The sequence below is a fragment of the Nocardia wallacei genome (assembly GCF_029869545.1).
Classification (GTDB): Bacteria; Actinomycetota; Actinomycetes; order Mycobacteriales; family Mycobacteriaceae; genus Nocardia; species Nocardia wallacei_A.
This window is the reverse complement of sequence record NZ_JARWQD010000013.1, coordinates 1-11031: the sequence shown is the minus strand read 5'-3', so window position 1 is coordinate 11031 and position 11031 is coordinate 1. Positions and strand designations below refer to the sequence as shown.

At 70.7% G+C, this 11031-nt stretch carries 10 protein-coding genes; 2 read left to right on the top strand and 8 right to left on the bottom strand.

Going from position 1 to position 11031, the window contains the following annotated elements; genetic code table 11:
* The first annotated feature begins 206 nt into the window (after positions 1-206).
* Positions 207-1046: an NRDE family protein gene (locus QH290_RS00255; protein ID WP_280381628.1), complete on the top strand. Its 840-nt coding sequence runs from the start codon at positions 207-209 to the stop codon at positions 1044-1046.
* Positions 1047-1067: 21 nt separating this feature from the next.
* Here the strand turns inward: QH290_RS00255 and QH290_RS00250 are convergent, their stop codons facing one another.
* The 5 genes from QH290_RS00250 to QH290_RS00230 all read right to left on the bottom strand — a co-directional run bounded on the left by QH290_RS00250 (position 1068) and on the right by QH290_RS00230 (position 5101).
* Positions 1068-1772, bottom strand: coding sequence for a DUF8020 domain-containing protein (locus QH290_RS00250; protein WP_280381627.1), 705 nt, complete (start codon positions 1770-1772; stop codon positions 1068-1070).
* A 199-nt stretch (positions 1773-1971) separates the two neighbouring features.
* Positions 1972-2097, bottom strand: coding sequence for a hypothetical protein (locus tag QH290_RS00245; protein ID WP_280381630.1), 126 nt, complete (start codon positions 2095-2097; stop codon positions 1972-1974).
* Positions 2098-2418: 321 nt separating this feature from the next.
* Positions 2419-4143 carry a DUF3556 domain-containing protein gene (locus QH290_RS00240; protein ID WP_280269027.1) on the bottom strand — a complete coding sequence of 575 codons (1725 nt, stop codon included), beginning with the start codon at positions 4141-4143 and terminating at the stop codon, positions 2419-2421.
* Positions 4144-4257: 114 nt separating this feature from the next.
* Entirely contained in the window at positions 4258-4611 is a 354-nt protein-coding gene (locus tag QH290_RS00235; protein ID WP_280381626.1) for a hypothetical protein, read from the bottom strand.
* 82 nt (positions 4612-4693) lie between these two features.
* The gene (locus tag QH290_RS00230) at positions 4694-5101 is read right to left on the bottom strand and encodes a hypothetical protein (protein WP_280269029.1); all 408 of its coding nucleotides are present in this window, start codon (positions 5099-5101) and stop codon (positions 4694-4696) included.
* A gap of 211 nt (positions 5102-5312) precedes the next feature.
* On the opposite strand from QH290_RS00230, the gene QH290_RS00225 reads away from it, so the two are divergent.
* Positions 5313-5648: an RNA polymerase-binding protein RbpA gene (locus QH290_RS00225; RefSeq protein ID WP_068020343.1), complete on the top strand. Its 336-nt coding sequence runs from the start codon at positions 5313-5315 to the stop codon at positions 5646-5648.
* Positions 5649-5706: 58 nt separating this feature from the next.
* Here QH290_RS00225 and QH290_RS00220 read toward each other — a convergent pair whose 3' ends face one another.
* From QH290_RS00220 to QH290_RS00210, 3 genes are all read right to left on the bottom strand, one after another.
* The gene (locus QH290_RS00220; RefSeq protein WP_280381629.1) at positions 5707-6489 is read right to left on the bottom strand and encodes an ABC transporter permease; all 783 of its coding nucleotides are present in this window, start codon (positions 6487-6489) and stop codon (positions 5707-5709) included.
* 113 nt (positions 6490-6602) lie between these two features.
* Complete coding sequence (locus QH290_RS00215) at positions 6603-7592, bottom strand: ATP-binding cassette domain-containing protein (protein ID WP_280269030.1); 990 nt, start codon at positions 7590-7592, stop codon at positions 6603-6605.
* Positions 7589-10987, bottom strand: coding sequence for a non-ribosomal peptide synthetase (locus QH290_RS00210; RefSeq protein ID WP_280381625.1), 3399 nt, complete (start codon positions 10985-10987; stop codon positions 7589-7591). Before QH290_RS00210 ends, QH290_RS00215 begins: the two co-directional genes overlap by 4 nt.
* Positions 10988-11031: the final 44 nt, after the last annotated feature.

Sequence of the window (11031 nt, the reverse complement as noted above, 5' to 3'; positions counted from 1 at the left end):
CCCCCCCCCTTCCCCCCCGGCCCCGCCCCCCCCCGCGGCGGGGGGGCCCCCCCCCCCCCCCCCAGCACCCCGTATCGGGCCCGCGCCCCCCCCCGGCGCCCCCTTTTTTGCTGCCCGCCGTCGTTTCCTGGCCGGGCATATATCGGCAGTCCAGCGGCAGCGCAGGGCCGTATTGCGGGCCGTGTGCCGTCGGGCATGCTGGAGGTATGTGTTTGGTTCTGGTGGGCTGGCGGGCGCACCCGCGGTACCGGTTGATCGTGGCGGCCAACCGGGACGAGTTCTACTCCCGCCCAACCGAATCGATGCGATGGTGGCCCGAGGTGCCGGGTTTGCTGGCGGGGCGCGATCTGGGGGCGGCCGATGCGACTCCCGGTACCTGGCTGGGCATGATGCCACGGCGGCACCGCTTCGCGACCGTGACGAATGTGCGCGGGCCGCACGAGGCACGCGTCGATGCCCGCTCGCGCGGGGCGCTGCTGCTGGACTATCTGCGCGGCGAGGTGGGCCCCGAGAAGTTCGTGCGGGGCGTCGCCGCGGCACCGGACGACTACAACGGCTACAACCTGGTGGTCTCGGATCTGGAAACGCTGTGGTGGCACAGCAATCGCAGCGCGCACGCACCGCTGGAACTGCCCGCGGGCCTGCACGGGGTGTCCAACGGTGCCCTGCTCGGCTCCGCGGAGCACGGCACCACCGTGGTCCACAGCGACAACGGGGCGGCGGTCTGGCCGAAGGTCCGCGACGGGCTGCGGGCCCTGCGTGCGGTGATCGACTCCGATCCGGACGATGTGCCGGGCTATTTCGACGTGCTCGCCGACCGCACCCTGGCCGCCGACGACGAACTGCCGCAGACGGGCCTGCCGCGGCGGCGTGAGCGGGCGGTCTCGGCCCGGTTCGTCGCTGACACCATGCACGGGACCCGGTGCAGCACAGTGCTGTTGGTGCGCGAGGACGGCACCTTCACGGTGGCCGAACGATCCTTCGGCCGCCTCGGGCGACGCCAGGGCGAGGTGTCGTTCACCGGCAGCCTGGAACTGCCGGTGTGACGACCCGGTCGTATATGCCGGTCAGCTCGGCGGATTCTCGACAGACCCGGCGGTGGCCTCCGGCCGGTCGGCCCAGGGGGTCGTCCCGTCGGGTGCCTGCAGTGTCGCCATCAGCTCCATGCCGTCCCTGATCACGGCCGGACCGCCCCCGACGAGGGCCCCCAGCGCGGCACCCACCGCGCCGAATACGACCGCGCCCGGGACGCACAGCATCAGCACGGCGATGACGCAGCCGATCGCGCCGGCGACGGCGCCGCCGATCAGGGCACCGATCGCGGCGGCGACTCCGAGCCGGGACGTGAAGTCGTTGAGCGCACGCCCGTTCTCGACCGGTGAGGCGACCGGCCGTGCCGCAGCCCGCGCTACGAGCCCGCCGAGGTCCGCACCCGCCGGGTGCTCCGCGGTCACCTCCAGCACCCGGGCGCCCTCGCGCAGGACGGGCACCACCGGGATCGGCACGCCCGCGATACGGAAATCGAGCGGGAATTCCAGGGCGACGGCGCCGCCGGAATCCCTGATTCCGACGAATTGCCTGGCGTCCCCGGGTTTGTCGACCAGTTCGAAGGTGCCGCCGGTGAGCCTGGTGACGACCGTCCTGTCCACCGATTGCGCGGAGTATTCGATGGATTGCCGGTCCGGAACGGGGTCGGCGTGGGCGGTACCGAGAGCGATGGTCATCGCGCCGACAACCACGGCAGCGGCCACGGTGACGCTGCGGAACTTCATGCGATCTTCCAATCCCTGACGGCCCGTCCGAGTGTGTGAAAGTGCACAAACAACGAGCAGAACGCCGTGAGCGTAGCCGACGCCGATCCGGCGTGAGACCGATTCGGATAATCTCGCGGATATCAACTGGGACAGCACTATTCACAACAAGAAACCGGCCCGCTCTCCATGGAGAACGGGCCGGTCGCGCGCTGAGCGATTACCGCGGTTTGGTGTTGTCCGCCATCGGCGGGCCGTCGGGCACCGGCCCCATCGGCCGCGACGGCGGACCGACGGGATCCGCCCACGGCGTCGTGCCGGGCGGGGCCTGCAGGGTGTTCATCATCTCGACACCGGCGGTGGTGACCCTCGGGGCCCAGGCGAAAGCCGCCCCCCCGAAGCCCCCCCCCCCCCCCCCCCAGCCCGGGGCCCCGCCCGCGCCCCCCCCCCCCCCCCCCCCCCGCCAGGTCGGCGGCCGACATTCCTCGATACCCGGGTTCGCCGATGCGCTCGGAGACCTGGCCGACACCGACGATCACCGGGGTCTGCGGCGGCAACTCCGCGCGACCCGCCGGGGACACCTCATTGGACACCTGTCCGAACGTAACAGCCGATCGATCCTCGAACAACAGATCGGTACGGTCGTCCCGGAATGTGGGCCCCGGCCTCATCGCGGATCGCCGACGTGGACCGGCAGGTCGTCGGCCCAGGGCTGCCGGGTCACCATATCCGCCACCCGCACCACGCCCCGTTCGAATTCCCCGGTGGCCGCGTCGACGAGGCGGTACCGCTGCTCCTGCCGGTGGATCGGCTGCGCGTCCAGCAGGACCACGCGCACCTCGCCCGGCTCGAACCCGCAGCGCCGCTGCATGGCGGCGATGAGCTGCTCGTTGTGCATGTGCCCGTCGCCGAAGTTCCAGCCGATCGCCGTGCTGCAGATGCGCTCACCGTCGGTGAGGGTGTACTCGTCCTCGCGGCCCGCGGGCATGGCGCGGTGCGCGAGGGTGAACAGCGCGCGGCCGTGCGTGTTCATGGCGCGGAAGGCGTAGCCGAGATAGAGCGGGATCTGCGCGCGGTCCTTGCCGTAGTACCGCTCCAGCTGCGCCTGCGGCATGCTCGCGATCGCGACGATGCCCTCGCCGATCTTCGCCGCCGCCGACGGTTTGACGCACCACAGCGTGGTGTCCCAGTTTCCGGCGTAGTAGCGCATACCCGGCAGGAAGGAGATCTTGTTCGGAAACATGTTGCCCGCGAGCACGATTCCCGCGAGCACCGCGAACAGCAGCGCCACCGGGACCGGGTGCCGCACGTCGCCGAGCCCGAGATCGGCGTGCGCGACGAACAGCGACGCCATGCCGAAGATCATGAAGACGTTCCACTCCAGCGGCACGCCCATCGGGATGGCGGTCAGAATCCCGAGGTGGAACAGCACCATCACCACCGCCGCCACCGTCGTCGGCCAGCCGCCGCCGGAGAAGAACAGCACCGGCGGCACGCACATCTCGACGAATGTGCTTGCGTGCGCGACGATCCGGGACAGACGGCCCGGCCGCAGATCGTCGGGGAAGCTCTCGAAGAACCGGCGCTTGATCGCCCGCGGCCGCACGAGCGGACTGTTGGACATCATCGTGGAGATCACGAACGGGAAGTGCCGGTTGAGTTTCGAGGTCGCCGCGCCCATCCAGATGACGACGAAGACCAGCTTGGCCGCGACGATCACGTCGGCCCCGGAGAACAGGAAGACGACGGTCAGGCTCGCATAGACCTCGCCGCGGGCGGCCAGGAAGATCACCTTGTCGCGCAGCCCGAGCACCCCCAGCACCGCGAGTATCGACGCGATCTGCCACACCGGCAGGAGACCGACGGTGGTATCCAGCTCCGGTATCGGGCCCGTGCCGTCCGACGCCAGCGCCCACACCAGCAGCACCAGCAGCGCCGCATACAACGCGACATCCACCGGCGTGCGATCGTCGCCCTTCGTGAGCGGCACGATCCGCGGCCAGGGCGGAAGCCGAATCGTCCTGGGCCGCAACCAATACAGGATCGACCCCAGCGGCGGGAAGAACCGATTGTTCAGCGGGCCGAACCCGCACCCGAGGCCGACCACCTCGAACAGCATCGTGAACAGCACGACCTTCTCGAACACGATCGGCTCCGACCACCAGGATCCGACCCGGAAGAAGCCGTCGATGCCGCTCGTCGCCACCGCGCACACCCATCCGCCGAGGATGTAGAGACAGATCTTGACGACGTAGAACAGATGCAGCACCACCGGTGTGCCGAATCCGACCTCGGCCCAGTGCCGGGCCATGGGCCGGATCCGCTCGCTGCGCGTTCCCCGGCTCCACTGCTCCATGTCGACCACGGGCAGATCGGGCTCGACAAACCCCATCAGACTCTCCGTTCCGGCTTCGCGACACGCCCCGGCCCCCGGTCGGCGCCGGGTTGCCGGGCGGCCACGCTATCACACGGAACTAGAACAAGTTACAGAAATGGGGCGCCGTTCTCAGCGCAGGCGCTCGGCGTCCTTGGTCAGGGCCACCAGTGTCGCCGTGAGATCGGCGAGTTCGCGGGCGTCGGCGCCCTCGGCGACGGCCGTGGCGACATCCTCGGCGGCGCAGCGGGCCGCGAACCATCGATCCGCCAGATCGGCGGCCTCCTGGGCGCTCAGCACCACCGAATCCTCGGGAATTCCGGTGCCCTCCAGGCCCTTCCGATGCTCGTAGGCGCGCTGGCGGCACGACTGGCGGCAGTACCGGCGGCGGCGGCCCACCTCCGATTCGGCGATCTCGCGCCCACACCACAGGCAGGACAGACGGCGATTCGGGGCACTAGGGCCTGACCTGGGCGAACAAAGCACGCCGCACACCCTAACCGCACACGAACCGAACGCAAACGACCCCGCCGGGTGTCGGGCGACGCCACGCCGAAACCGTGGTCGGTCAGTAGCTTTGGCGCTTCTGCGCGATCACGGTGTCGCCGTCGCGCAGCTGCACGCCCAGCTCGCCCTTCTCCTTGCTGTGGCGGCGAATCCGCGACGCGTCGAGGACCATCTCGAATTCCGCCTCGCGCTCCTCGCCGTCACAGACGACGGTGACCTCGTCCACCGGCACCGCCATGTCGTCGAATCCGAGGGGGTCGACGTAGCCGAGCAGCCACGGGTCGCCCAGCCCGGCGCACTCGTAGGAGATCGCGAGCGCGAACGTCCCCTCACCGGGAACCACGCTGTCGATATCGATATCCCCGGACGGCCCCTCGGTCGACGCGGCAACCGCCGCCGAGACCGGCCCCACCGGCATCGACACGGCGATCGCGGCGACCGCCGAGAAAACGATGCGTGCGCGCGTCATGCGGCTCATGATCGGCCCGCACCGAACACCCGGACCGTCGTACAGCGGATAGTCGGAGTGTCGCGATACCGGTGACCCGACACCGCGGCGACGGCGCGCGGCACAAACTACTAGAATGACAGGGTTGACCGTTGCCGGGAACTGAAGTAAGCCGAGGCGCGTTCATCTTTGTGTTGGAGCGTTGCCGACAGGCTAGAGAGGACCGCACACCATGGCAGATCGCGTACTCCGAGGCAGCCGGCTCGGAGCGGTGAGCTACGAGACCGACCGCGACCACGACCTGGCGCCGCGTCGGATGGCGCGGTACCGGACCGACAACGGCGAGGAGTTCGAAGTTCCCTTCGCCGACGATGCGGAGATCCCGCCGACCTGGCTGTGCCGCAACGGCCAGGAGGGCATCCTGATCGAGGGCACCACGCAGGAACCGAAGAAGACCAAGCCCCCGCGCACCCACTGGGACATGCTGCTGGAGCGCCGCTCCAAGGAGGAGCTCGAGGAACTCCTGCAGGAGCGCCTCGACCTGCTCAAGACCCGCCGCGGGCGGTAGATCGTCGATATACGAATGCCCCCTTCGTCTTCGACGGAGGGGGCATTCGTATCGCGTGCTAGTGGCTGGCCACCTTGCGGTACTGGAGCAGGGCCAGCGGCACCGCGACCGCCAGGATCGCCAGCGAGCACCCCACCGCGTATTCGATGCAGTGCTCGGCGGGCCAGCCGCGCGGCGGCGTGAACGACGGCGGCGCCCCGTTGTCGAACAGTTCGCGGCCCGCCGCCGAGACCGCCGTGATCGGATTCCACGCGGCGACCGCGCGCAGCGGCCCGGGCAGCGTCTCGCTGGAGATGAACGCCGAGGAGATGAAGGTGAGCGGGAACAGCCAGATCAGCCCGGCGCTCTGGGCCACCTCGACGCTCGGCGACAGCAGCCCGGTCAGCGCGCCCACCCACGACATGGCGAACGCGAACAGCAGGATCACGCCGAAGGCCAGCGCGGCGTCGACGAGGCCGCCGTGGATGCGCCAGCCCACGATGTACCCGCAGCCCACCATCACCGCCAGCGCGAGGATGTTCACCACCAGATCCGACAGGGTGCGGCCCATCAGCACCGCCAGCCGCGACATCGGCAGCGTCCGCATCCGGTCGATGATGCCCTTCTGCAGGTCGTTGGCCAGGCCCACCGTGGTGAACGCGGCATTGAAGGCCACGGTCTGGGTGAAGATGCCCGCCAGCAGGAACTCCCGGTACTGGCTGCCGCCCAGCGAGGCGCCGAAGATGTAGGCGAACAGGAAGACGAACATCAGCGGCTGGATGGTGGCCGTCACCAGCAGGGTCGGCACCCGCAGAATCGTCAGCAGGTTGCGGTAGGCGACGATGGCGCTGTCGCGAAACACCCGGACGGGCGCGGCGATATCGGCCACCGCCGCCGTATCGGGCACCTGCTCCGTGGCCGTCTTCTCCTGTACCGCAACGGAATCCGCGTCCGCGGCCGCTCGCTCGGCGGTCTTCACGACATGATCTCCTCTGCTACCTCGTCTTTTTCGGAATCGGCGGCCGGGGTGGCGGGGGTGCCGGTCAGCGACAGGAACACGTCGTCGAGGCTGGGCCGGTGCACGGCCGCGTCCACCACGCACACGCCCGCGTCGTCCAGGCGGCGCAGCGCCTCGACCATGGTCCGCGAGCCGTCGCCGACCACCACCGACACCTCGTCCGCCCCGGTCTCGTGCAGCGGTTCGCCGACGCCGACCTGGGCCAGCACCGACAGCGCCGGGGCCGGGTCCTGCCCGGCCGCCAGCGTCACCGTGAGCCGGTCGCCGCCGATGGAGGTCTTGAGCTCGTCGGCCGAGCCGCGGGCGATCACCCGGCCGCGGTCGATGACGGTGATGCGATCGGCGAGCAGGTCGGCCTCCTCCAGATACTGCGTGGTGAGCAGCACGGTGGTGCCGTCGTCGACGAGGTCGCCGATGACCCGCCACATATCCATCCGGCCGCGCGGGTCCAGGCCCGTCGTCGGCTCGTCCAGGACCACCACCGCGGGCCGCGCCACCAGCGCCCCCGCGAGATCCAGCCGCCGCGCCATACCGCCCGAATAGGTGCCCGCGCGCCGGTCGGCCGCGTGGTCCAGGCCCAGCGCCGACAGCAGTTCGGTGGCACGCAGCGCCGCCTGCTTCTGCGTCATCCCGTACAGCCGCGCCACCATCCGCAGGTTCTCGAATCCGGACAGGTTGGCGTCGACGGCCGCGTACTGTCCCGACAGCCCGATGCGGGTGCGGGCCCGCGCCGGATCGCGGAGCACGTCCACCCCCGCCACCCGCACCGACCCCGCGGTGGGTTTGAGCAGCGTCGTGACGATGCGCACCGTGGTGGTCTTCCCGGCGCCGTTCGGGCCGAGCAGCCCCATCACCGTGCCCGACGGTATGTCGAGATCGATGCCGTCCAGCACGCGTATGCGGCCGTAATGCTTGACCAGGCCCTCGACCTCCACCGCCAGGCTCATGCCCGCGCCTCCTTCACGTTGTCCAGGTGTTCTCGCAGCACGGGCCCGATCACGGCGAGCGATTCGGGCGTGGTCATCCCGGAGTGGCGGCAGCGCACCTTCTGGTCGTGGATGTCGCCGGTGACGAACGGTTCCCACGACTCGGCGCGCCGGGTCGGGTCGGCCCGGTTGATCTCGTCGTCGGCGGCGGTGAAGAACAGCAGATCGCCGTCGAAGACGCGGGGCCGGAAGCCGTGCGCCAGCACCGCGCCGTTGGCGTAGCCGGTGTAGAGCCGCTGCAGGTGTTCGACGGTCAGCGCCGCGAACGGGCCCGGCCTGCCACGCAGCAGTTCGGCCGCGTCGCGCAGGGTCAGGCGCGGGTCCACGGCGTGGTCGCCGCCGAGCAGGTCGCTGCCGAATTCGCCGATGATGTCGGCGACGCCCGGGATGGCGTGCTCGAGCCATTCGTCGGACAGCTGATAGCTGTCCATCATCGCCAGCAGCGCCACCTGTTCCCCCGCCTGCTGCAGCTGCACCGCCATCTCGTGCGCGATCAGCCCGCCCAGCGACCAGCCGAGCAGGTGGTACGGCCCCTGCGGCTGCACCGACTTGATCTGTGCCACATAGTGTTTCGCGGCCTCGACGATCGAGCTGTCGTCATCGCCGCCGCCGACGTGGGGCGCCTGCAGCCCGTACACCGGGCGGTCGGCGGGCAGGTGCGCGAGTAAGCCGGAATAGCACCAGGCCAGCCCGATCGCCGGATGCACGCAGAACAGCGGCGCCGCACCGGTTTCGGTGGCCGGGCGGATCGGCAACACCGGTTCCAGGGCCAGGGCCAGCGCGTCGCCCGCCGATGCCTCCAGCCGCCGGGCGATGGCGGCGGGCGTCGACTCGCCGAACATCACCTGCACGGGCAGTTCGAAACCGGCGGCCCGCACGTGCGCCACCACCTTCGTGGCCAGCAGCGAATTGCCGCCCAGCTCGAAGAAGCCGTCGTCGGCGCCGACCGTCTCCACGCCCAGCACCTCGGCGAAGGCCGCGCACAGCGCCTCCTCCGTGGCGGTGGCGGGCGCCCGGTAGCCGCTGCGGTTGCCGAACACCGGTTCCGGCAGCGCCTTCCGGTCCAGCTTGCCGACCGGGGTGAGCGGCACCGTGTCCAGCAGCATGATCGACTGCGGCACCATGTAATTCGGCACCAGCTCGGCCAGGTGCTCGTGCAGTTCCTCGGCCGTCGGTGCGGTGCCCGCGTGCGGCTTCACGTACGACACCAGCGCCGTGGCCCCCGCCGGGGTGCGGTGCCCGGCCGTGGTGGAGAACTCCACCGCCGGGTGCCGGGCGAGCGCCGCGTCGATCTCGCCCAGCTCGATGCGGAAGCCGCGGATCTTCACCTGATGGTCGGTGCGGCCGACGTACTCGAGATCGCGGTGCCCGTCGCGTTCGATCCAGCGCACCAGGTCGCCGGTGCGGTACATCCGCTCACCGGGCTTGCCGAACGGGTTGGCGAGGAACCGCTGCGCGGTCAGCCCGGGCCGGTCCAGATAGCCGCGCGCGAGCGCGGGACCGGCCAGGTACAGCTCGCCGGTGACGCCGACGGGCGTCGGATGCAGTCGCGAGTCCAGCACGACGGCGCCGACACCGCGGATCGGGCTGCCGATGGTGATCGGGTCCCCGGGCCGCATCGGCGACGAGATCACCGTGACGATGGTGGTCTCGGTCGGGCCGTACACGTTGTGCAGATCGCGGTCGATTCCCCAGCGGCTCACCAGTTCCGGAGGCAGCGCCTCGCCGCCCACGAGCACGTGCCGCAGTGCGGTGACGCCCGCCGGATCGGCGGTGCCCAGCGCCGAGGTGGTGATGAACGCGTGGGTGATGCCCTCCTCGATCAGCACCCGCGTCAGCTCCGCCCCGCCGTACACGCCCGGCGGGGTGACCACCAGGGTGGCCGCTCCGCCCAGGGCGAGCAGCAGGTCCAGCATCGCCGCGTCGAAACTCGGTGTGGCGAAGTGCAGCACGCGGCAGTCCGGACCCACCTCGAATCGCTGCGCCGTCTCGGCCGCGAAGTTCGACAGCCCGCCGTGCGTGACGACCACGCCCTTCGGCGTGCCGGTGGAGCCGGAGGTGTAGATGACGTAGGCGGGGTTGTCGGTGCGCAGCGCGCCGAGCCGCTCGGCAGGCTCGATCGGCGCGTCCGAGGTGGCCAGGACCCGGCGCCGGAACGAGGGCGCGTCGAGCACGGTCCAGCTCGTGCCGTCGGGCATCCGCTCCCGGAACGACGACAGCGTGATGCCCAGGGCCGCACCGGAATCGGTCAGCATGTGCCGGATCCGCTGCTCCGGATAGTTCGGGTCGACCGGGACGAACGCCGCGCCCGCCTTGGCGACCGCCAGCGTCGCCGCGACCGATTCCGCCGACCGCGGAATGCCCAGGGCCACCAGGGTTTCCGGGCCGACGCCGAGCCCGATCAGCACGCGCGCCAAGCGGTTGGTCCAGCGGTCGAGGGCGTCGTAGGTGACCTGGGTGTCCCCGGAGCGCACGGCCACCGCCCGCGGATTCACCGCCACCGCCGCGTCGAACACCTCCGGGAGGGTGACGGGACGGTCCGCGGCGGCACCGCGCACCGGGGCCAGGTTCGACCACTCCGCCGCGGCCAGCAGTTCCAGATCCCCCACGGGCAGCATGGGATTCGCCGCCGCCGCGGTCAGCAGGCGCACGAACCGGTCGCCCAGCCGCGCCGCGGTCGGCTCGTCGAACAGGTCGCGGGCGTAGTTCACCGACAGGGTGATCCCCGCCGGGTCCCGGGTGGCGCCCGCGCCCGCCGTCCACGATTCGGTCAGCGTGAACTGCAGATCGAACTTCGCGATGCCCGGGTCGGCGTCACCGGCCTCGATGCGCAGGCCGGGCAGCTCCAGTACCCGCACGGGTTCGTTGCGCACCGACAGCATCACCTGGAACATCGGGTGATGCGATTGCGAGCGCGCCGGATTGAGCACCTCGACCAGGCGCTCGAACGGCACGTCGGCGTGCGCGAACGCCTCCAGGTCGGTATCGCGCACCGCGTGCAGCAGGTCCGCGAAGGAGCTGCCGCCGTCGATGCGGGTGCGCAGCACCAGGGTGCCGACGAACATGCCGACCATCGGGTCCAGCGCGGGATGCCCGCGGCCCGCGATCGGGGTGCCGACGGGAATGTCGTCACCGGCGGTGAGCCGGTGCAGCAGGGTCGCCAGCGCCGCGTGCAGCACCATGAACATGGTCACGCCGTGGCGTCCGGCCACCGCGCGCAGTTCGCGGTGGGTCAGGGCGTCGATCTCGCAGTCGACGGGGGCGCCCCGCAATATAAGCACCCGCGGGGCGGGGAGGTAGGCCGGCACCCCCCACAGCACCCGCAGGCCGTACACCGCCCCCCCCCCGTAATCCAACTCAAGACACCCCCGGGAAACGCGATCGAACACGCAGCCTAATA